Origin of the sequence: Klebsiella sp. G-Nf4 (genome assembly GCF_002810615.1) — a bacterium.
Taxonomy (GTDB): domain Bacteria; phylum Pseudomonadota; class Gammaproteobacteria; order Enterobacterales; family Enterobacteriaceae; genus Klebsiella; species Klebsiella variicola.
The window spans coordinates 374,245-395,078 of the sequence record NZ_PION01000001.1; the positions used below are offsets into that span (position 1 = coordinate 374,245).

A 20,834-nucleotide genomic window follows, 5' to 3' on the forward strand; every position below is an offset into this window, starting at 1 on the left:
CTATAAATGTCGGACACCTACAGCTGGAGGCCTTGATGAGTCCCTTTTTACGCGCCTATTTTTCCCGTCTGGGCTGGACGGGTGAGCCTGATGTATCCATTGATACCCTGCGGGAACTGCATCTGCAGCATAACAGCGCCATCCCCTTTGAAAACCTCGACGTCCTGCTGCCGCGTGAGATCCACCTTGACGATCGGGCGCTGGAAGAGAAGCTGATCGCCGCCCGCCGCGGGGGGTATTGTTTTGAACAGAATGGCCTGCTGGAGCGCGCGCTGCGCGAGATAGGCTTTAACGTCCGCAGCCTGCTGGGCCGCGTGGTGCTGGCCAATCCGCCGCAGATGCCGCCGCGTACTCACCGTTTATTGCTGGTGGAAGTGGCGGGCGAGCGCTGGATCGCCGACGTCGGCTTCGGCGGCCAGACGCTGACCGCGCCGATCAAACTGCTGGCCGATATCCCCCAGCAAACGCCGCACGGTAGCTATCGTCTGGTGCATGAAGGCGATGAGTGGACGCTGCAGTTCAACCATCACGAACACTGGCAGTCGATGTACCATTTCGATTTAGGCCGCCAGTATGCGTCTGATTATGTGATGGGCAACTTCTGGTCGGCGCACTGGCCGCAGTCCCATTTCCGTCACCATCTGCTGATGTGCCGTCATCTGCCGGACGGCGGCAAAATGACCCTCACCAATTTCCACTTTACCCACTGGGAGAATAACCACGTGGTGGAGAAGGTCGATTTTGCCGATGTCTCCGCGCTGTATGAAGCGCTGCAGACCCGCTTCGGGCTGGGTGTCGACGATCCTAAACATGGCTTTAGTGAAGCGGCGCTGGCGGCGGTAATGGCGGCGTTCGATACCCATCCGGAAGCCGGGAAGTAAATTTCCTCATGCCCGGTGGCGCTGCGCTGACCGGGCATGGGGGAAAGCTATCGAATGAAGATAGAAGCGTTTATGTAGGCCGGATAAGGCGTAGCCGCCATCCGGCAAACTAACGGCGCAACGGGGTCAATGGCCTCCGCCAGCAGTCAGTGCCCGCGATGGATCCATGCCACGCCCTGGCAGCGTCCGCTAAAACAATTCCATGGTAATCATCTTATTCAAATAACGGCTAAACGCCGCCTCATCCAGGGTCTGGGTGCCGAGGGCATAAATCCCGTCGAGGCCGCACACCAGGGCGATAAAACGCCAGGCGATATCCGCCGGTGGTTCAGACGATCGAAATTCGCCGCAGGCGAGGCCCTGCTTGATGATGGCGACGGTCTCTTCATGCCACATGTTCATGGTCAGCAGGTAGGCCGCTTTGATGTCCGGGTCGCTGTCGGCCAGCACCTGGCCTTCGCGCCACAGGCGGATATAGGGCTCCAGCCGGCCATCTTCACTGCCAATCATCGAGAATAACCGCTCGCGCCAGCTGGCGTCTTCGGCCACCAGCGGCATATCGAGCATCTCGCGGATCAGACGGATGAAAACCTGCGATTTCAGCTCGCCGATGGAGGCGAAGTGGTGGTGCAACTGCCCGGCGGCCACCTCGGCTTCGCGGGCGATCTGTCGCACGGTCATGGCGGCAAAACCCCCGCGCAGCGCCAGCCGCATGGCGGCCTGCATAATCCATTCCCGTCGTGCATCCCGCTGTAAATAGTGCATAGAACCCCGCTGTCATCTGACTTTGGCCGAGTGTAACAAAAAGTTGGACATGCGTTCAACAATCCGGCAGGATCGCCATCCTGGACGTGCGTCCAATTTCCAACATTGATTGAGGTACAAGCTATGTCACGGCAATGGATGACGCTGATGGCGATTTTACTGGTTTATATTCCGGTGGCGATTGACGCCACGGTATTGCATGTGGCTGCCCCGACGCTCAGCGTCGCACTGGGTAGCAGCGGTAATGAACTGCTGTGGATCATTGATATCTACTCCTTAGTCATGGCCGGTATGGTGCTGCCGATGGGCGCCCTCGGCGATAAAATTGGCTTCAAGCGCCTGCTGCTGCTCGGCAGCGCCATTTTTGGCGTCGCCTCGCTGTGTGCCGCGCTGTCGCCGACGGCCCTGACGCTGATTGCCTCACGCGCTTTGCTGGCGGTGGGGGCGGCGATGATCGTCCCGGCGACGCTGGCTGGGATCCGCAGCACCTTTGCCGAGGCCAGCCAGCGCAATATGGCGCTGGGTCTGTGGGCGGCGGTGGGCTCCGGCGGCGCGGCCTTTGGCCCACTGGTGGGCGGCATGCTGCTGGAGCATTTCTACTGGGGGTCGGTATTCCTGATCAACGTGCCGATCGTGCTGGTGGTTATCGCCATTAATGCGAAGGTGGTGCCGCGCCAGCCCGCGCGCCGCGAACAACCGCTCAATCTGCTGCAGGCGCTCATTTTAATTGCCTCGATCCTGATGCTGGTGTTTAGCGCGAAATCGGCGCTGAAGGGCCAGCTGGCGCTGTGGCTCACCGCACTGGTGGCGATCGGCGGGGCGGCGATGTTGACCTGGTTTATCCGCAAGCAGCTGTCGGCGGCCCGCCCGATGGTGGATATGCGGCTGTTCACCCATCGTATTATTTTAAGCGGGGTGATGATGGCGATGACGGCCCTGATTACTCTGGTCGGTTTTGAACTGCTGATGGCTCAGGAGCTGCAGTTTGTGCATCAGAAAACGCCGTTCGAGGCGGGGATGTTTATGCTGCCGGTGATGGTCGCCAGCGGCTTCAGCGGTCCGATCGCCGGAATACTGGTGTCGAAACTGGGACTACGGCAGGTCGCGACGGGCGGAATGTTGCTCAGCGCCTTCAGCTTTCTTGGCCTCGCGCTTACGGATTTCAGCACTCAGCCGTGGCAGGCGTGGGGGCTGATGACATTGCTGGGCTTCAGCGTCGCCAGCGCGCTGCTGGCCTCCAGTTCCGCGATTATGGCGGCGGCGCCGAAGGAGAAAGCGGCGGCGGCCGGGGCGATCGAAACCATGGCCTATGAACTTGGCGCCGGTCTCGGCATTGCGCTGTTCGGCCTGATCCTGACCCGCAGCTACAGCGCCACCATTGTGCTGCCGCCTGGCCTGAACGATGCTATGGCACAGCAGGCGTCGTCGTCGATTGGCGAGGCGGTCAGTCTGACCGAGGCGCTGCCCGCCGGGGTGGCCGAAGCGCTGATGGCGGCGGCGAAGGCGGCCTTTACCCAGGCTCACAGCCTGGTGCTGGCGACGGCGGGCGTACTGCTTCTGCTGCTGGCCGCCGGCATCTGGCGCAGTCTGGCGAGCGTGGCGAAACCGCAGTCAACGCTATAGCTGTAGCGACAGGTCCATCGCCGCGCGTCGAAGCGGGGCGAGGGCCTTCTCTTTTAACGCCGCGGTGCTGATCGTCGCGGCGGGGACTCCGACATTCAGCGCCGCCACCACCTGGCCATGGCGCGACAGCACGGGCACCGCCAGCGAACACAACCCTACCTCAATCTGCCGGTCGGCGAGGGCATAGCCCTGCATGCGCACCCGGGCGATCTCTGCACGTAAACCAGCCATATCGCACAGAGTATGCGGGGTATAGCGGATTAACGCTGCTCGTGACAGCGTCACTTCAAGCTGCTCCTCCGGCAGCGCGCTCAGCAACACCCGTCCCATAGAGGTCGCCCACGCCGGCAGGCGACTGCCGCGCCCCAGGTCGACGCTCAGTAAATTATTGACCGCCGCGCGGGCGATATAGAGCACGTTGTCGCCGTCCAGCGTCGCCGCTGAGCAGGATTCGCCGAGCGCTTTGCCAAGGCTATCCAGCGCCGTCTGCGCGACTTTCGCCAGCGGCGTGCCGGCCAGATAGGCGTGGCCGACGGCCAGCACCCGGGGCAGCAGTTCATAGCTGCGGCCATCCGGGCTGTGCACCATGCCCAGCGCGGCGAGGGTATACAGGCAGCGGCGTACCGCCGCGCGGGAGATTTGGGTTTTCTGGCTCAACTGGGAAATGGTCAGCCGCTGGCGCTGGGGGGTAAAAGCGTTAAGGACCTCCAGCCCGCGGGCCAGAGACAGCATAAAGTTGGGATCGTGCTCGGCCTGCCTGGCGCTCAAGGTGGTGGGGGTATGGTCACGCATTGATTCCCTCTCCGTTGCAATGCAAAGCTCACGGGGCATCACTATACCGTGCGCAAACCGCACCGTCCTGAATTGTGCCGGATTTACCACCGCGATCACATTATTAACTGCCTTTTAACAAACATGCCGATAATCGCACAACATTTCGATTATCGCCGTTGACCATCGGCCAGGCTGAACCCTATTGTCAATGGCACACACCTCCCCGTTATGGATGTGGGTACAAAAAGTTATACATCTCACCAGGAACCGAAAATGACCGCCACCGTAGAACGTATTGAGAGCTGGATAGTGGATGTCCCGACCATCCGGCCACACAAGTTATCGATGACCACCATGGGCTGCCAGACGCTGGTGATCGTCCGCCTTACCCGCTCCGACGGCATCTGCGGCATCGGCGAAGCCACCACCATTGGCGGCTTGAGCTATGGCGTCGAGAGCCCGGAGGCCATCTCGTCGGCGATAACCCATTATCTGACGCCGCTGTTGAAAGGGCAGCCGGCCGATAACCTGAATGCGCTGACTGCCCGCATGAACAGCGCCATTAAAGGCAACACCTTTGCGAAGTCCGCCGTTGAAACCGCGCTGCTGGATGCCCAGGGCAAAGCCTTAGGGCTGCCGGTGTCGGCGCTGCTCGGTGGGGCGCTGCAAACGGCGTTGCCGGTGCTGTGGACCTTAGCCAGCGGCGATACCGCGAAAGATATTGCCGAAGGGGAAAAACTGTTAGCCGAGCGCCGCCATCATGCGTTCAAACTGAAAATTGGCGCGCGGGAATTAGCCACCGACCTGCGTCATACCCGGGCCATTGTGGAAGCGTTAGGCGATCGCGCCAGCATCCGCGTCGACGTCAACCAGGCCTGGGACGCCGCGACCGGCGCGAAAGGCTGCCGCGAACTGGCGGCGATGGGCGTCGACCTCATCGAACAGCCGGTCAGCGCCCACGATAATGCCGCACTGGTGCGCCTGAGCCAGCAAATTGAAACTGCGATCCTCGCGGATGAAGCGGTCGCGACCGCCTACGATGGTTATCAGCTGGCGCAGCAGGGCTTTACCGGCGCTTATGCCCTGAAAATCGGCAAAGCCGGGGGACCGAATAGCGTGCTGGCGCTGGCCCGCGTCGCGCAGGCGGCGGGGATTGGCCTGTATGGCGGCACCATGCTGGAAGGGACCGTCGGTACCGTCGCCTCGCTGCACGCCTGGTCGACGCTGCCGCTGCAGTGGGGCACCGAGATGTTCGGCCCGCTGCTCCTCAAAGACGATATCGTCAGCGTGCCACTCACCTTTGCCGATGGACAGGTAGCGCTCCCGCAGACGCCAGGGCTCGGCGTGGAGCTGGATGAAGACAAGCTGCGCTTCTATTCCCGTAAAGCATAACAGGAGAAAATAATGCTATTTAAAGTGGAGATGACCGTTAATATTCCGCTCGGTTTTCCTGCCGCCGAAGCGGATGAAATTAAACAACGCGAAAAAGCCTATTCGCAGCAATTACAACGTGAAGGCAAATGGCGACATATCTGGCGCGTCGCCGGTCTTTACGCCAATGTCAGTATTTTCGATGTTCAAGATGCCGAAGAGTTACATCAAATTTTAATGGGATTGCCGCTGTATCCTTTTATGGATATTCGCGTCGAGGCGCTATGCCGTCATCCCTCGTCTGTTCGTGAAGACGATAGCTAATAATAATAACATCTGTCCTCATGCCGGGAACACCCGGCAAATATCCTACAACGATAAGAGAGAATAATTATGAGTAATGCTTTCGTACAACAAGAAGCCGTGCAGAAATTATTACGTGAAGGCGCGGGGTTAAATGTTCCTGGCGGTAATGAACGCTTTAAAGCCATTGTCCACCGTTTGCTGGAGAATATCTGCACGCTGATCGATGACTATAACGTCACAGAAGAAGAGTTCTGGCACGCGGTGAACTATCTGCACGAGCTGGGTGGGCGTCAGGAAGCGGCGCTGCTGGCGGCGGGGCTGGGACTGGAGCATTTCCTCGACCTGCGTCAGGACGCCATCGACGCGGCGGCGCGGCGGGAAACCGGTACCCCACGCACCATCGAAGGACCGCTGTATGTGGCCAATGCGCCGCTGGCCGACAGCCACGCCCGGATGGATGATGGCGCCGATGCCGGGGAAGTGATGTGGCTGCATGGTCAGGTTAAAGATAATCAGGGCCAGCCGGTAGCCAATGCCATCGTTGATATCTGGCATGCCAATACCCTGGGCAATTATTCGTTCTTCGATCAGAGCCAGAGCGACTACAACCTGCGCCGGCGGATCCGCACCGGCGCCGATGGCCGCTACAGCGTGCGCAGCATCATGCCATCCGGCTACGGCTGTCCGCCGGATGGCCCGACGCAGAAGTTGCTGGACCAGTTAGGCCGCCACGGCAACCGCCCGGCGCACATTCACTTCTTCGTCTCCGCGCCGGGCTATAAGCATCTGACCAGCCAGATTAACCTCAGCGGCGATAAATATCTGTGGGATGATTTTGCCTTTGCCACCCGCGACGGTCTGATTGCCGACCCGGTAAAAGTGACCGACCGCGAGACCATCGCGCAGCGCGATCTTGAGGGAGAGCACACCGAGGTCTGTTTTGATTTCACCCTCTGTAAAGCCCTGAACGCCGACGAAGAGCACCGCGGCTCGCGTCTGCGCGCCAAAGAGTAATCGGTTTTACTGGCCACGGGCACGCTGCTGCCCGGGCCGGATATTGCACCCGAAAACGACAAATTCACCCTGTTTCTTTCATCCTGAATCCTGCAGGAGGGACTGACTCATGCAAAAAACGCTCTCAGCGCTCAAAGACAAAATCACCAACGCGTTAATTGTCGACCGTGAAAATCATATCTACCGTTGTCATCGTTCTATATTTACCGATCAACAGTTATTTGATTTCGAAATGAAAAATATATTTGAAGGGAATTGGGTTTTTCTTGCCCATAAAAGTCAAATCCCAGAGCCGGGTGACTATTATACCCTGACGCTGGGGCGCCAGCCGGTTATTATTACCCGCGATAAAAAGAATGAACTGCATGCGTTAATTAATAGCTGCGCCCACCGCGGCGCGATGTTATGCCGACGCAAAAGCGGAAATAAAAACTCATTTACCTGTCCGTTCCATGGCTGGACCTTCAGCAATAATGGCAAATTATTAAAAGCCAAAGATGAGAGCACCGGCGGTTATCCTGAAACCTTCAAACAGGAAGGATCTCACGATCTGCAAAAGTTGCCGCGCTTTCAGTCTTACCGCGGTTTCTTATTCGGGAGCCTCAACGCCGACGTGCAGCCGCTGGAGGAGTATCTCGGCGAAACCCGCAAAATCATCGATCTGATTGTCGATCAGGCGCCGGACGGGCTGGAAGTGCTGAAGGGCTCGTCGAGCTATGTATACGAAGGCAACTGGAAGCTGGGCGCGGAGAACGGCGCCGATGGCTATCACGTCAGCGTGGTCCACTGGAACTACGCCTCAACCATGTCACGCCGCAACTATGAAGCGGAAGGGACGCATGCGGTTGACGCCAACGGCTGGTCAAAGAGCGTCGGCGGCGGCTACGGTTTTGACAATGGCCACATGTTGCTGTGGACCCGGGCGCTGAACCCGGAAGTGCGCCCGGTGTATGCCCACCGCGAGCGTCTGCAGGCGGAATTTGGCGAACGACGCGCCGACCAGATGGTCAACGAAACCCGCAACCTGTGCCTTTATCCCAACGTCTATCTGATGGATCAGTTTTCTACCCAGATCCGCGTGATCCGCCCGATTGCGGTGGATAAAACCGAAGTCACCATCTGGTGCTTTGCGCCAAAAGGCGAATCTGACCAGGCGCGGGCGCTACGCATCCGCCAGTACGAAGATTTCTTTAACGTCAGCGGAATGGGGACGCCGGACGATCTGGAAGAGTTCAGCGCCTGTCAGCGCGGCTATCTTGGCGAAAATCTGCCCTGGAGCGATCTGAGCCGCGGCGCGCTGCGCTGGGTCGATGGCCCGGATGAGCACGCCAAACATGCCGGTTTCACGCCACGACTCAGCGGGGTGAAATCGGAAGATGAAGCGCTGTACATCGCCCATCACCATCACTGGCAAACGGTGATGCTGGCGGCGCTGGAACAGGAACAGCAGCGTTACGACCAGTCGATTACCCAGCGTGTGGAGGTGGCCTGATGCTGACCCTCGAACACGTTCGCCAGTTTCTCTATTACGAAGCCCGCCTGCTGGATGACCGTCAGTGGGACGAATGGCTGAGCTGTTACAGCCCGCAGGTGGTCTACTGGATGCCGGCGTGGGGCGACGACGACCAGCTGACGCGCGATCCGCAAAAAGAGATTTCCCTTATCTACTACCCCAACCGTGAAGGCCTGGAAGATCGCGTCTATCGCATTAAAACCGAACGTTCCGGCGCCAGTACGCCGGAGCCGCGCACCACGCACATCATCAGCAATGTTGAACTGATGGGCGAAAGCGACGAGGGGCTGGCGGTGCGCTACAACTGGGTCACCTGGAGCCATCGCTATCAACACACGGACGCTTATTTCGGCTCTACCTGTTGCACGCTAATCGAGCAGGACGGCAGGCCGCAGATCGTGCGCAAAACGGTACGCCTGAATAACGACTATATCCGTCAGGTGATTGATGTTTACCACATTTAAGAGGCGCTTATGACCTTCAATATTGCTCTTAATTTTGAGGACGGCATTACCCGCTTTATTCAATGTAATGCCGGGGAGAAGGTGCTGGATGCCGCCTATCGCCAGAAGGTGAATCTGCCGATGGACTGTTCGGACGGCGTTTGCGGTACCTGCAAATGTCACTGCGCCAGCGGTGAGTACGACCTGGGCGAAGATTATCTCGACGAGGCGTTAAGCGACGACGAAGCGCAGGCCCGTCAGGTGCTGACCTGCCAGATGGTCCCGACCAGCGACTGTGTGATCGATGTGCCGGTGGCCGCCGCGCAGTGTAAAACCGCGCTGACCAACACCGGGGCGCAGGTGCGGCAGGTGAATTGTCTGTCCGATACCGCCATCGAACTGGTGGTCGCCCTGGATGAGCCGCTGGCTTTTCTGCCGGGGCAATATATCAACATTCAGGTACCGGGCACGCCTCATGTGCGCGCCTACTCATTTAGTTCGTTACCGGGTTCTCTCGAAGGGCGCTTTCTTATTCGTAACGTGCCTGGCGGCATGATGAGCCAGTGGTTAACCCAGCAGGCGCGGCCCGGCGATCGTCTGATCCTCAGTGGGCCCATGGGCAGCTTCTATTTGCGCCACGGCGAACGCCCGCTGCTCATGCTGGCGGGCGGCACCGGGCTGGCGCCGTTGCTGTCCATGTTACACACCCTGCAAACACAGGGCAGTCAGCGCCCGGTAACGCTACTGTACGGCGTGACCCGCGATTGCGATCTGGTGAAAACCGACGCGCTGGATGCGTTTAAACAGCAACTGACGGGATATCGCTGGCTGCCGGTGGTGGCGGATGAAAGCAGTTCCTGCCCGCAGCGCGGTTTTGTCACCGACCATCTTGACGACGCCATGCTGAATAACGGCGACGTCGATATCTATCTTTGTGGGCCGCCGCCGATGGTCAACGCAGTCGCCACGACGCTGCGCGACAGAGGCATTTCCCCGGCAGGCTTCTGGTATGAGAAATTTATCGCCAGCCAGAGCGCGGCGGCATAAGGAGGCAGTATGCGTTTTACCGATAAGGTCGTTGCCATTACCGGCGCGGCGCAGGGGATTGGCCGCCAGACCGCGGAGCAGGCAGCAGCTGAAGGCGCCGCGCTGTTGTTGATTGACCGTTCAACGTATGTCCACGAGCTGGCAGCCGTACTAGCCCAGTCCGGAAGTCAGGTACTGGCGCTGGAGGCCGATCTGGAACAGTGGTCGAGCACCGAGCAGGCGTTTGCCGCTGGGATCGCGCATTTTGGCCGCCTCGATGTGTTAATCAATAACGTCGGGGGGACTATCTGGGCGCGGCCGTTTGCCGAATACCAACCGGAGCAGATCGAGAAAGAGATCCGCCGCTCGCTGTTCCCCACGCTGTGGGGCTGCCGTGCGGCGCTCCCCTGGATGTTGAAGCAGGGGAAAGGCAGCATCGTCAATATCTCGTCGGTGGCGACGGCGGGGGTGAACCGGGTGCCTTACTCGGCGGCGAAAGGCGGCGTTAACGCGTTGACCCGGTCGATTGCCATGGAGTACAGCGGCAGCGGTATTCGGATTAACGCCGTCGCACCGGGCGGGACGGAGGCGCCGCCACGTCTGACGCCGCGCAACGATGAGCAACCGAGCGAGCAGGAAAAGGCGTGGTATCAGCAGGTGGTCGATCAGACGGTGGCGAGCAGTCTGATGCGCCGGTACGGCACGCTGGCGGAACAGGCGAACGCGATCCTGTTTCTCGCCAGCGATGAAGCCAGCTATATCACGGGTGTGACGATACCGGTGGCGGGGGGCGATCTCGGTTAGCGGCGAGTGGCGTACCAGCAGAGCAGGGAGCCGAGACACACCATTCCGGCGCCCTGCCAGAAGGACCACGATAGCGTGGCGCTGAGCAGGACTGCCGCCAGCGCGGAAGAGAGCACCGGCGTGAAGTACGACGCCGCCGCCAGCAGGCTGACGTTGCCGTGCAGGATCCCGACGTTCCACGCCGCGTAGGCCAGCCCCAGCGCCACGGAGACCGTCATCAGCTTAATGACTACCGGCCAGCTAAACAGCATCGGCGGCTGGTCGCTGGCGAGAAATTTCAGCCATAGCGTCAGGGCGGTTAACAGGACAAAGAGGGTAATGCCATTTTTACCTTTGGCGTACTTCGCGGTCACCGTGCAGTACGCCGCCCAGATAAACGCGCCGACAAACGCCAGAATGTAGCTGAGTGGGCTGGACACCACGTTATTGATGATTTCCTCGGGGTTGAGTCCGTGCTCGCCGCCAAGTACCCAGCTCACGCCGAACAGCGCCAGCACTAAACCGGGGATCACCAGCCAACTGCTTTTCTGGCCATTAAAGAGAATGGCGAACAAAATCGTCAGGCTGGGCCACAGGTAATTGACCATCCCCACTTCAATGGCCTGCTGGCGAGTGGCGGCGAACCCCAGCGACAGAGCGAGGCAGATTTCATAGCTGACAAACAGCACGCTGCCGGCCAGCAGATAGCGGCGCGGGATCTGGCGCAGGTTGGGAAAGCCAACGGTAAAAATGAGCAGCAGGCCGCTGAGGCTATAAATCATCGCCGCGCCGCCAACCGGGCCTAACCCTTCGCTGACGCCGCGAATCAATCCGACCATCGTGCTCCATAAGATAATGGCGGCGAAGCCTATTGATGTCGCTCTCTTTTTTTGCATATTTAACCTGATAGTGACGCAAACGCAGCCGGAATTTATAACACCTTTTGCCGGTCGATGGTCGATATTTCCCGCCGGCGTTAACTCTTTGGTATTAGTCAAACTCGTCGCTGCTGACTATTAAGGGGGCGAGCGTTTTCGACCTTGATTTGACGCAAATAAAACAAAGGTATTGCTGTTAGTTTCCTCCGCGCGATGAATCAACATCCTGCATGGAGGAATGCAATGGACGTCAGCCGCAGAAAGTTCTTTAAGATCTGCGCAGGCGGTATGGCCGGAACCACAGCCGCCGCCCTGGGCTTTGCCCCGAAAATGGCGCTGGCTCAGGCACGCAATTTCAAATTGCTGCGTGCGAAAGAGATCCGCAACACCTGCACTTACTGCTCCGTTGGCTGTGGGCTATTAATGTATAGCCTCGGCGACGGCGCGAAAAACGCCAAAGAAGCGATTTACCATATTGAAGGGGACCCGGACCATCCGGTGAGCCGCGGCGCGCTGTGCCCGAAAGGCGCTGGCCTGCTGGACTATGTCCACAGTGAAAACCGCCTGCGATATCCGCAATACCGCGCCCCGGGCTCGGATACATGGCAGCGCATCTCCTGGGACGAAGCCTTTAGCCGCATCGCCAGACTGATGAAAGCCGATCGCGACGCCAACTTTATTGAAAAGAACGAGCAGGGCGTGACGGTTAACCGCTGGCTTTCCACCGGCATGCTGTGCGCCTCGGCGGCAAGCAATGAGACCGGCATGCTGACGCAAAAGTTTGTGCGTTCGCTCGGCATGCTGGCGGTAGACAACCAGGCGCGCGTCTGACACGGACCAACGGTAGCAAGTCTTGCTCCAACATTTGGTCGCGGCGCGATGACCAACCACTGGGTTGATATCAAAAACGCTAACGTCGTGGTAGTGATGGGCGGCAACGCCGCGGAAGCGCATCCGGTGGGGTTCCGCTGGGCGATGGAAGCGAAAAACAATAACGATGCTACGCTTATCGTCGTCGACCCGCGCTTTACGCGTACCGCGTCGGTGGCCGATATCTATGCGCCGATTCGTTCCGGTACCGACATTACCTTCCTGTCGGGCGTGCTGCTGTACCTGATCGAAAATAATAAGATCAATGCCGAGTACGTGAAGCATTACACCAATGCCAGTCTGCTGGTGCGGGATGATTTTGCCTTCGAAGAGGGCCTGTTCAGCGGCTACGATGCCGAAAAACGTCAGTACGATAAATCGTCCTGGAACTACCAGTTCGATGAAAACGGCTACGCCAAACGCGATGAAACGCTCAGCCATCCGCGCTGCGTGTGGAATCTGCTCAGGCAGCATGTTTCCCGCTACACGCCGGAAGTGGTGGAGAATATCTGCGGTACGCCGAAAGCGGACTTCCTCAAAGTATGCGAGGTGCTGGCGTCAACCAGCGTCGCGGATCGCACCACCACCTTCCTGTATGCCCTGGGCTGGACGCAGCACACCGTCGGTGCGCAGAACATCCGCACCATGGCGATGATCCAGCTGCTGCTCGGCAACATGGGCATGGCCGGCGGCGGCGTCAACGCGCTGCGCGGCCACTCTAATATTCAGGGGCTGACCGATTTGGGACTGCTGTCGACCAGTCTGCCGGGCTATTTGACGCTGCCGTCCGATAAACAGAGCGATCTGCAAAGTTATCTTAGCACCAACACGCCGAAGGCGACGCTGCCCGAGCAGGTGAACTACTGGAGCAACTACCCGAAATTCTTTGTCAGCCTGATGAAATCGTTCTATGGCGAGGCGGCGCAGAAAGAGAACGACTGGGGCTTCAACTGGTTGCCGAAATGGGATCAGGCTTACGACGTTATCAAGTACTTCAATATGATGGATAACGGCAACGTCACTGGCTATATCTGTCAGGGCTTCAACCCGGTAGCGTCCTTCCCGGACAAAAACAAAGTGGTGCGTAGCCTCAGCAAGCTGAAGTATCTGGTGGTTATCGATCCGCTGGTGACCGAAACCTCGACCTTCTGGCAAAACCACGGCGAGTCTAATGATGTCGACCCATCGGCGATTCAGACCGAAGTCTTCCGCCTACCGTCGACCTGCTTTGCCGAAGAGGATGGTTCGATCGCCAACTCCGGTCGCTGGCTGCAGTGGCACTGGAAAGGCCAGGACGCACCGGGGGAAGCGCGCAACGATGGCGAAATCCTGGCTGGGATCTATCATCGTCTGCGCGAGCTGTACCGTCGCGAAGGCGGGAAGGGCGCGGAACCGCTGCTGAAAATGAGCTGGAGCTATAAGCAGCCAGACCATCCGGAATCGGCAGAAGTGGCTAAAGAGAACAACGGCTACGCGCTGGCGGATCTCTACGATCAAAATGGCACTTTGCTGGCGAAAAAAGGACAGTTGCTGAACAGCTTCGCGCTGCTGCGCGATGACGGCAGCACCGCGTCGTCGTGCTGGATCTACACCGGCAGCTGGACCGAGCAGGGCAATCAGATGGCGAATCGCGATAACGCTGACCCTTCGGGCCTCGGCAATACGCTGGGATGGGCCTGGGCGTGGCCGCTCAATCGCCGGGTGCTGTATAACCGCGCCTCGGCTGACATGAACGGCAAGCCGTGGGATGCGAAGCGGATGCTGATCCAGTGGAACGGCAGCAAGTGGGTCGGGAATGATATTCCGGACTTCAATACTGCGCCGCCGGGGAGCAACACCGGGCCGTTTATCATGCAGCAGGAGGGACTTGGCCGCCTGTTTGCGCTGGATAAACTGGCGGAAGGGCCGTTCCCGGAACACTACGAGCCGATGGAAACCCCGCTTGGCACCAACCCGCTGCACCCGAATGTGGTCTCCAGCCCGGTGGTGCGTCTGTATGAAGAGGACGCCATCCGCTTGGGTAAGAAGGATAAGTTCCCGTATGTCGGCACCACCTATCGTCTGACCGAGCATTTCCACACCTGGACCAAGCATGCGTTGCTCAATTCCATCGCGCAGCCGGAACAGTTTGTCGAAATCAGTGAAGGACTAGCGAAAAGCAAAGGTATCGCCAACGGCGATTGGGTGAAAGTCAGCAGCAAGCGCGGGTTTATTCGCGCGGTTGCCGTGGTGACCCGGCGCCTGCGCACGCTGAGCGTCAACGGCCAGCAGGTCGAAACCGTCGGTATCCCGCTGCACTGGGGCTTTGAAGGCGTGGCCCGCAAGGGTTATATCGCCAACACCCTTACGCCTAACGTCGGCGATTCCAACTCGCAAACGCCGGAGTATAAGGCGTTTCTGGTCAACATCGAGAAAGCGTAAGGAGCGATTCAATGGCGATGGAAACACAAGACATTATTAAACGCTCCGCGACCAACCCGATCACGCCCGCGCCGCGCGCGCGGGACTATAAGGCGGAAGTCGCCAAGCTTATCGATGTCTCCTCCTGCGTGGGCTGTAAAGCCTGCCAGGTGGCTTGTTCTGAGTGGAATGACATCCGCGATGAAGTGGGGCACTGCGTCGGGGTGTACGACAACCCGGCGGATCTCAGCGCCAAATCCTGGACGGTCATGCGCTTTAGCGAGACCGAACAGAACGGCAAGCTGGAGTGGCTTATCCGCAAGGATGGCTGTATGCACTGCGAAGAGCCGGGCTGCCTGAAGGCCTGCCCCTCCGCCGGGGCGATCATTCAGTACGCCAACGGCATCGTCGATTTCCAGCAGGAAAACTGCATCGGCTGCGGCTACTGCATTGCCGGGTGTCCGTTTAATATCCCGCGCCTCAATAAAGAGGATAACCGGGTCTATAAATGCACCCTGTGCGTGGACCGGGTCAGCGTTGGTCAGGAACCGGCCTGCGTGAAAACCTGTCCTACCGGCGCGATCCACTTCGGTACGAAGAAAGAGATGCTGGAGGTGGCCGAGGAGCGGGTGGATAAGCTGAAAAAACGCGGTTATGCCAACGCCGGGATTTACAACCCGCAGGGCGTCGGGGGCACCCACGTGATGTACGTCCTGCATCATGCTGACCAGCCGGAGTTGTATCACAAACTGCCGAAGGAACCGCAGATCGATACCAGTATCAATCTGTGGAAGGGGGGGGTGAAACCGCTGGCGGCGGCGGGCTTTATCGCCACCTTCGCCGGGCTTATCTACCACTACATCGGTATCGGGCCGAACAAGGAAGTTGACGACGACGAGGAGGAGCATGATGAGTAAATCGAAGATGATTGTGCGCACGACGTTTATCGATCGCGCCTGTCACTGGACGGTGGTTATCTGTTTCTTCCTCGTGGCACTGTCGGGAATATCGTTTTTCTTCCCGACGCTGCAGTGGCTAACGGAAACCTTCGGCACGCCGCAGATGGGGCGTATCCTGCACCCGTTCTTTGGGGTGCTGATTTTTGTCGCGCTGATGTTTATGTTTGTGCGTTTTGTCCACCACAATATTCCTGATAAACAGGATATCCCCTGGCTGAAAGGCATCGTGGAGGTGCTGAAAGGCAACGAACATAAGGTCGCGCGCGTCGGTAAATATAACGCCGGGCAGAAGATGATGTTCTGGACCATTATGAGCATGATTTTCGTGCTGCTGGTGACCGGGGTGATTATCTGGCGGCCGTATTTCGCGGCATATTTCCCGATTCAGGTGATTCGCTATAGCCTGCTGATTCATGCGACGTCGGCGATTATCCTGATCCACGCGATCCTCATCCATATGTATATGGCATTCTGGGTGAAAGGGTCGATTAAGGGCATGATCGAAGGCAAGGTCAGCCGCCGTTGGGCGAAGAAACATCACCCGCGCTGGTATCGCGATGTCGAACGCCTGGAAGCGATCAAAGAGAGTCGCGAAGGGATGAAGTAAGCCGTCACGGCGCGAAACCCGCTCCGGAGATGTCGGAGCGGGTTCCCGACAGTCAGCAGTTCGTGATAAGTGTATCGATTGAATCGATAACGCCCTGGCGCGCATGACTCAGATTGCAGACGAAATCCTGTGGCTGGATCCGTTTATTATTTAAGTTACTGATCATTGGCGTACAAAGTAAAAAGCTGTCAAATTCTATATTTATCCTTGGTACGACATGCTGATGCCAGCGTGGTAACTGTTGTAGTCGCATTAAAGGAATAATGACTCTCGTGGCCAGGTCTGCATAATAATCATTCTGCACGATCATATAATACGGCAGGGTTTTATTTGTCTGAGCAGAACAATTTCGATAAACATTGAATTGTTCAAGCATCATAGTACCCTGAAGAATTCATCATCAGTAAGAGTGCCTCCTTTTGCAATAAATTCATTCATTGCGGCAATGAATTCCTTGTGCTGTCGCTGTTTATCTGCTTCTCGTAAATCCTTACCTGGCTGTGCTGACGCCTTCTGGACGGGTACGTCAGTGGGTCTTTTACGTAGCGTATTACTTTTCATCATAGGCTCCTTGCGGTTGGTTCTGTGATTATTCACTTTACTCACTAAAAAATAAATCCCAGCAGGAAATTTAATATTTATTTTGCGAGACAGCTTCCAGAGGAAAGTAACAGCCTGAAATATTCATGGTTATGGTAATAAACCCGCCGCTGGTATTAACCAGCGCGGCGGGGAATAATCAGAACTTCTCCGGAATAAAGCGGAAGGGGAAATTGGTTTGTTTCATTTTGCCAATTTTGCGCTTCGGCAGCGTCACATGCTCTACCGGTAAAGCTTCATAGGGGATCTGCGACAGCAGATGGGTGATGATATTCAGGCGTACGCGCTTTTTATCCTCCGAGCGGGCGACGAACCATGGCGCCCAGGCGGTATCGGTGGCGGCGAACATGGCGTCGCGGGCGGCGGTATATTCATCCCAGCGGTTGAAAGACTTAATGTCCATCGGCGAGAGCTTCCAGATTTTACGACCATCGTCGATGCGATCCCGCAGGCGGCGCTCCTGCTCCTGCGGAGAGACCTCCAGCCAGTACTTGAGCAGAATAATGCCCGATTCGACCATGCCGCGCTCTACCATCGGCGCACCGTCGAGAAACTTCTGCACCTCCTCCGGCGTGCAAAAGCCCATCACCCGTTCGACGCCGGCGCGGTTGTACCAGCTGCGATCGAAAATCACAATCTCGCCAGCCGCCGGAAGGTGTTTGATATAGCGCTGAAAATAGAGCTGGCTTTTCTCACGCTCGGTGGGTGAGGGTAAGGCGACGACCCGGAAGATACGCGGGCTGACGCGCTCGGTGATCGCCTTAATGGTGCCGCCTTTGCCAGCGCCGTCACGGCCTTCAAAGACGATGCACACCTTCAGCCCTTTATGCACCACCCAGCGCTGCAGTTTCACCAGCTCAACATGGAGTTTGCGCAACGCCTTCTCATACGCTTTATTGTCGAGCGGGGCGGTCTTCACCGCCGCGTCGACCGGATTACCGTTTTTCTTATTACCCATCGCCATGCTCCGTGTTGCCGAGGTATCCCTTTGAAGTGTAATCCTTCGCCGGCGAGACGGTGGAAAATATTCGCGCAGGGGACGGGCTAGCTGGCGTTCCCCGCCGCAATGACTTCCAGCCCCACCCGCTGCCCCCATGACAGCTCCAGGGTGTTACCGTCCGGGTCGGCAAAGAAGGCGAAATAACCCACCGGATCGCCCAGCTGTTCCGGTTCCCGCCGCAAAACGCCTTCCCGCCGCGCCTGAGCGACCTTCTCATCGATCTCCGCCTGGGTGGCGCAGGCGACGCCGAGATGGCCGAACGGGCCCAGCGGCGTGTCGGCCGGATCGTCACTCTGCACCAGCACCAGAGCGAAGGGCCGGGTGCGATCGCTGAGCCACGCCACCTTACGTGCTGAGGGCAAGCCGGGCTCGCGCTGGTGAATGACAGTCATCGCGGTATAGCGGGTGTAAAAATCAATACTGCTGGCCAGACAGCGGACGGTAAAGGCGACATGGGTAAAACCGACATCAACAGTTTGCATCGATGATTCTCCAGAGGTGAATGATGGGGAGACTTTACAACCTCAAGTTAAGTTGAGATCAATTGGGCGTTTATCGCTTTGAGCCCACTGATTTTAATAGGGGAGGGTCATTGCTAAGCCACGCCGTCGCCGGCTCGATGACGGCCTGCCGCGCGGGCGGCGAGCATGAACGAATCAGGCCGTTGTATGGAGGAAGCTGCCGTCGGGCGTTTTTAGCTGGTGTGTCGGGGCGGGATAGTCAATAATGCCGGCCGTCTCTCAATACCCCTATAAGATGTATGAAAAAAACGATTTTTTCACTGGCGCTGGGCACCTTCGGACTCGGCATGGCGGAATTTGGCATTATGGGCGTGCTGCCGGATATGGCGCACGATGTCGGGATTTCGATCCCCGCCGCCGGCAATATGATTGCCTGGTATGCCTTCGGCGTGGTGATCGGCGCGCCGATCATGGCGCTGCTCTCCAGCCGGTTTTCGTTGAAATCGGTGATGCTGTTTCTCGCTGCCCTGTGTATTCTCGGCAATACCCTGTTTACCCTCTCCAGTAGCTACGCCATGCTGGCGCTTGGCCGCCTGGTTTCCGGTTTTCCCCACGGGGCGTTCTTTGGCGTCGGGGCGATAATCCTGTCGAAAATCGCGCCGCCGGGGAAGGTGACCGCCGCGGTGGCGGGCATGATCGGCGGGATGACGGTGGCTAACCTGGTGGGGGTCCCCGGCGGCACCTGGCTTGGGCATCACTTCAGCTGGCGCTATACCTTTGCCCTTATCGCCGTGTTTAACGTCGCCGTGTTGATGACTATTTTCTGCTGGGTGCCCACCCTCTATGATCGCACCAGCACCCGGCTGCGCGAGCAGTTCCGTTTTCTGGCCTCCCCGGCGCCGTGGCTGATTTTTGCCGCCACCATGTTTGGCAATGCGGGTGTGTTTGCCTGGTTCAGCTATATTAAGCCCTTTATGATCAACGTCTCCGGCTTTGCCGAAAGCAGGATGATGCTGATTATGATGCTGGCGGGGCTGGGAATGGTGGTCGGCAATCTGTTCAGCGGCAAAATTTCCGGGCGCTTTAGCCCGCTGCGCATTGCGGCCATAACCGACGGGGTCATTGCCGTGACGCTGCTGCTGATCTTTGCCTTCGGTGAGCATAAAGTCGCCTCGCTGACCCTGGCGTTTATCTGCTGCGCGGGACTGTTTGCCCTGTCGGCGCCGCTGCAGATCCTGCTGCTGCAGAACGCCAAAGGCGGCGAGATGCTGGGGGCGGCAGGAGGGCAGATTGCCTTCAACCTCGGCAGCGCCATCGGTGCCTTCTGCGGCGGGATGATGATTGCCCAGGGCTTTGGCTGGAACAGCGTGGCGCTTCCTGCCGCCACGCTGTCGTTTCTGGCGATGAGCGCCTTGCTCATCTATGGCTGCCATCAGCGCCGACAAGCTTGCTAACGACGCTTACTCACGCCAGGGTTCGCCAAGGGTCAGCATCAGCCGGTTGGCCCAGGCGAAAAAGGCCGTAGACTGCAGCAGATCCAGCTGGGCCAGGGTATCTAAACCCTGCTCATCAAGCGCCGCCAGATGGCGGGCATTCAGCCCGGGCGGCGTCACCGACAGCGCAGCGGCGGCGTCGATTTCCGCCTGCCAGCGCGGCGACTGGCCGTCACTCAAATTCTCCCCCGGCGTCACCGCCAGCAGCGTGTCGACGGCGGTCTCGTCCTTTGCCAGCTGCGCCGCTTTGCGGGCATGCACCGAGGCGCAGTAAATACAGCCGTTGATTTTGCTGGTCACCGTGGCCGCCAGTTCGCGTTCGGCGCGCGGCAATCCTCCGGGGGTATAGAAAATGCCTTTATCGGTCAGCGTCCGCTGCTCCAGCACCGGCTGGTTGCGCGCCAGCAGGCGAAAGTAGGGGGAGTCGCTATGGCCATATTTGGCCAGAATCGCCTGTTCTTCAGCGCTGAATTCCGCCAGCGGTTTATCGGCCAGCCAGGGTTCCCAGTGCAGCTCGTCGCGGGTGAAGCGAACCGGGGCCGCTTTGCCGCTCTGGGTGTGCGGTGTGGTATGCCAGTATCCGGCGACCAGCGGCGTATCGGCGCTGACAATGGGCTTATGGTTAAGCGCCCGCAGGCCCAGCAGCAGTCGGCTCTGGAAGCTGACAAAGGCCACCAGTTGCGCCAGAGTGACGATGCCCCGCAGGCTCCAGCCCGCGCCGGTTAAGGTGTGCAGCGCGCCGGGGGTGGCTTCGACGGGGGTGAAGGTGAGCAGGCGGGCAAAGGCCAGCGCCGGGACCAGACGATCGGTGGTTGGATCGGCGAGCCCGAAACCGGCATAGTGCGCCGCCAGCGCGTCCGCCTGGTGCAGTTTCGCCACCTTCGCGGCCACCGCGAAGCGTTCATCAAGAGGAAAGTCAGCGTCCTGCTCGCTGAACAGTACTTCATAACTTCCCTGGGCGTGACGGGTGGCGGCATCGCGTACGGCGCGCGCCTGGTCGAGCGGGGAACCGGCGGCAATCTCCGCCAGTTCGGCCAGAATATCCTGACTCAGCGTCATGGTGACTC

At 58.6% G+C, this 20,834-nt stretch carries 21 protein-coding genes; 13 read left to right on the plus strand and 8 right to left on the minus strand.

Going from position 1 to position 20,834, the window contains the following annotated elements; all coding sequences use genetic code 11:
* Positions 1-35: 35 nt before the first annotated feature.
* Entirely contained in the window at positions 36-881 is an 846-nt protein-coding gene (gene nhoA / locus CWM57_RS01900; protein WP_070544480.1) for an N-hydroxyarylamine O-acetyltransferase, read from the plus strand.
* A 189-nt stretch (positions 882-1,070) separates the two neighbouring features.
* On the opposite strand, the gene CWM57_RS01905 is transcribed toward nhoA, so the two are convergent.
* Positions 1,071-1,646 (minus strand): TetR family transcriptional regulator, encoded by a 576-nt coding sequence (locus CWM57_RS01905; protein ID WP_100675517.1) that lies wholly within the window; start codon positions 1,644-1,646, stop codon positions 1,071-1,073.
* Between the two features lie 123 nt (positions 1,647-1,769).
* Here CWM57_RS01905 and kmrA point away from each other — a divergent pair, with 123 nt between their 5' ends.
* Entirely contained in the window at positions 1,770-3,269 is a 1,500-nt protein-coding gene (kmrA, locus tag CWM57_RS01910; protein WP_061154453.1) for an efflux MFS transporter KmrA, read from the plus strand.
* On the opposite strand, the gene CWM57_RS01915 is transcribed toward kmrA, so the two are convergent.
* Complete coding sequence (locus tag CWM57_RS01915) at positions 3,264-4,100, minus strand: IclR family transcriptional regulator C-terminal domain-containing protein (RefSeq protein WP_165784119.1); 837 nt, start codon at positions 4,098-4,100, stop codon at positions 3,264-3,266. The two genes, kmrA and CWM57_RS01915, sit on opposite strands and share 6 nt — an antisense overlap.
* Positions 4,101-4,271: 171 nt before the next feature.
* Here CWM57_RS01915 and CWM57_RS01920 point away from each other — a divergent pair, with 171 nt between their 5' ends.
* The 7 genes from CWM57_RS01920 (at position 4,272) to CWM57_RS01950 (ending at position 10,520) form a co-directional block, all read left to right on the plus strand.
* Positions 4,272-5,435 carry a muconate cycloisomerase family protein gene (locus CWM57_RS01920; protein WP_165784120.1) on the plus strand — a complete coding sequence of 388 codons (1,164 nt, stop codon included), beginning with the start codon at positions 4,272-4,274 and terminating at the stop codon, positions 5,433-5,435.
* A gap of 12 nt (positions 5,436-5,447) precedes the next feature.
* Positions 5,448-5,738 carry a muconolactone Delta-isomerase gene (gene catC / locus CWM57_RS01925; protein WP_061154455.1) on the plus strand — a complete coding sequence of 97 codons (291 nt, stop codon included), beginning with the start codon at positions 5,448-5,450 and terminating at the stop codon, positions 5,736-5,738.
* A 69-nt stretch (positions 5,739-5,807) separates the two neighbouring features.
* Positions 5,808-6,734, plus strand: coding sequence for a catechol 1,2-dioxygenase (catA, locus tag CWM57_RS01930; protein WP_100675520.1), 927 nt, complete (start codon positions 5,808-5,810; stop codon positions 6,732-6,734).
* Positions 6,735-6,843: 109 nt separating this feature from the next.
* Positions 6,844-8,226 (plus strand): Rieske 2Fe-2S domain-containing protein, encoded by a 1,383-nt coding sequence (locus tag CWM57_RS01935; protein WP_074385725.1) that lies wholly within the window; start codon positions 6,844-6,846, stop codon positions 8,224-8,226.
* On the plus strand, positions 8,226-8,711 hold the full coding sequence (gene benB, locus CWM57_RS01940) for a benzoate 1,2-dioxygenase small subunit (protein ID WP_074385726.1): 486 nt from the start codon (positions 8,226-8,228) through the stop codon (positions 8,709-8,711). The genes CWM57_RS01935 and benB overlap by 1 nt, the downstream gene beginning before the upstream one ends.
* A 9-nt stretch (positions 8,712-8,720) precedes the next feature.
* Positions 8,721-9,737 (plus strand): benzoate 1,2-dioxygenase electron transfer component BenC, encoded by a 1,017-nt coding sequence (benC, locus tag CWM57_RS01945; protein WP_100675521.1) that lies wholly within the window; start codon positions 8,721-8,723, stop codon positions 9,735-9,737.
* A gap of 9 nt (positions 9,738-9,746) precedes the next feature.
* A complete protein-coding gene (locus CWM57_RS01950; RefSeq protein ID WP_074385728.1) occupies positions 9,747-10,520 on the plus strand; it encodes a 1,6-dihydroxycyclohexa-2,4-diene-1-carboxylate dehydrogenase in 774 nt (257 codons plus the stop codon).
* Here CWM57_RS01950 and yddG read toward each other — a convergent pair.
* Positions 10,517-11,395 (minus strand): aromatic amino acid DMT transporter YddG, encoded by an 879-nt coding sequence (gene yddG / locus CWM57_RS01955; RefSeq protein ID WP_074385729.1) that lies wholly within the window; start codon positions 11,393-11,395, stop codon positions 10,517-10,519. The two genes, CWM57_RS01950 and yddG, sit on opposite strands and share 4 nt — an antisense overlap.
* A 225-nt stretch (positions 11,396-11,620) precedes the next feature.
* On the opposite strand from yddG, the gene fdnG reads away from it, so the two are divergent.
* Genes fdnG through fdnI form a run of 3 tightly spaced genes read left to right on the plus strand, consistent with a single transcriptional unit; the run spans position 11,621 to position 16,213 of the window.
* Positions 11,621-14,668 carry a formate dehydrogenase-N subunit alpha gene (gene fdnG, locus CWM57_RS01965; protein ID WP_100630547.1) on the plus strand — a complete coding sequence of 1,016 codons (3,048 nt, stop codon included), beginning with the start codon at positions 11,621-11,623 and terminating at the stop codon, positions 14,666-14,668.
* Positions 14,669-14,679: 11 nt separating this feature from the next.
* Positions 14,680-15,564: a formate dehydrogenase subunit beta gene (fdxH, locus tag CWM57_RS01970; RefSeq protein ID WP_100630546.1), complete on the plus strand. Its 885-nt coding sequence runs from the start codon at positions 14,680-14,682 to the stop codon at positions 15,562-15,564.
* Positions 15,557-16,213, plus strand: coding sequence for a formate dehydrogenase-N subunit gamma (gene fdnI / locus CWM57_RS01975; protein WP_048330292.1), 657 nt, complete (start codon positions 15,557-15,559; stop codon positions 16,211-16,213). The genes fdxH and fdnI overlap by 8 nt, the downstream gene beginning before the upstream one ends.
* Before the next feature lie 52 nt (positions 16,214-16,265).
* On the opposite strand, the gene CWM57_RS01980 is transcribed toward fdnI, so the two are convergent.
* From CWM57_RS01980 to CWM57_RS01995, 4 genes are all read right to left on the minus strand, one after another.
* Positions 16,266-16,592 (minus strand): CcdB family protein, encoded by a 327-nt coding sequence (locus CWM57_RS01980; protein WP_074385734.1) that lies wholly within the window; start codon positions 16,590-16,592, stop codon positions 16,266-16,268.
* Positions 16,589-16,774, minus strand: coding sequence for a hypothetical protein (locus CWM57_RS01985; RefSeq protein ID WP_025711567.1), 186 nt, complete (start codon positions 16,772-16,774; stop codon positions 16,589-16,591). The genes CWM57_RS01980 and CWM57_RS01985 overlap by 4 nt, the downstream gene beginning before the upstream one ends.
* Before the next feature lie 178 nt (positions 16,775-16,952).
* A complete protein-coding gene (gene ppk2, locus CWM57_RS01990; protein WP_012541603.1) occupies positions 16,953-17,771 on the minus strand; it encodes a polyphosphate kinase 2 in 819 nt (272 codons plus the stop codon).
* Between the two features lie 86 nt (positions 17,772-17,857).
* Positions 17,858-18,295 carry a VOC family protein gene (locus tag CWM57_RS01995; protein ID WP_012968112.1) on the minus strand — a complete coding sequence of 146 codons (438 nt, stop codon included), beginning with the start codon at positions 18,293-18,295 and terminating at the stop codon, positions 17,858-17,860.
* 278 nt (positions 18,296-18,573) lie between these two features.
* Here CWM57_RS01995 and araJ point away from each other — a divergent pair, with 278 nt between their 5' ends.
* Positions 18,574-19,728, plus strand: coding sequence for an MFS transporter AraJ (gene araJ / locus CWM57_RS02000; RefSeq protein ID WP_038422617.1), 1,155 nt, complete (start codon positions 18,574-18,576; stop codon positions 19,726-19,728).
* Positions 19,729-19,734: 6 nt separating this feature from the next.
* Here the strand turns inward: araJ and CWM57_RS02005 are convergent, their stop codons facing one another.
* On the minus strand, positions 19,735-20,826 hold the full coding sequence (locus CWM57_RS02005) for an alkylhydroperoxidase domain protein (protein WP_100675523.1): 1,092 nt from the start codon (positions 20,824-20,826) through the stop codon (positions 19,735-19,737).
* Between the last annotated feature and the right edge of the window lie 8 nt (positions 20,827-20,834).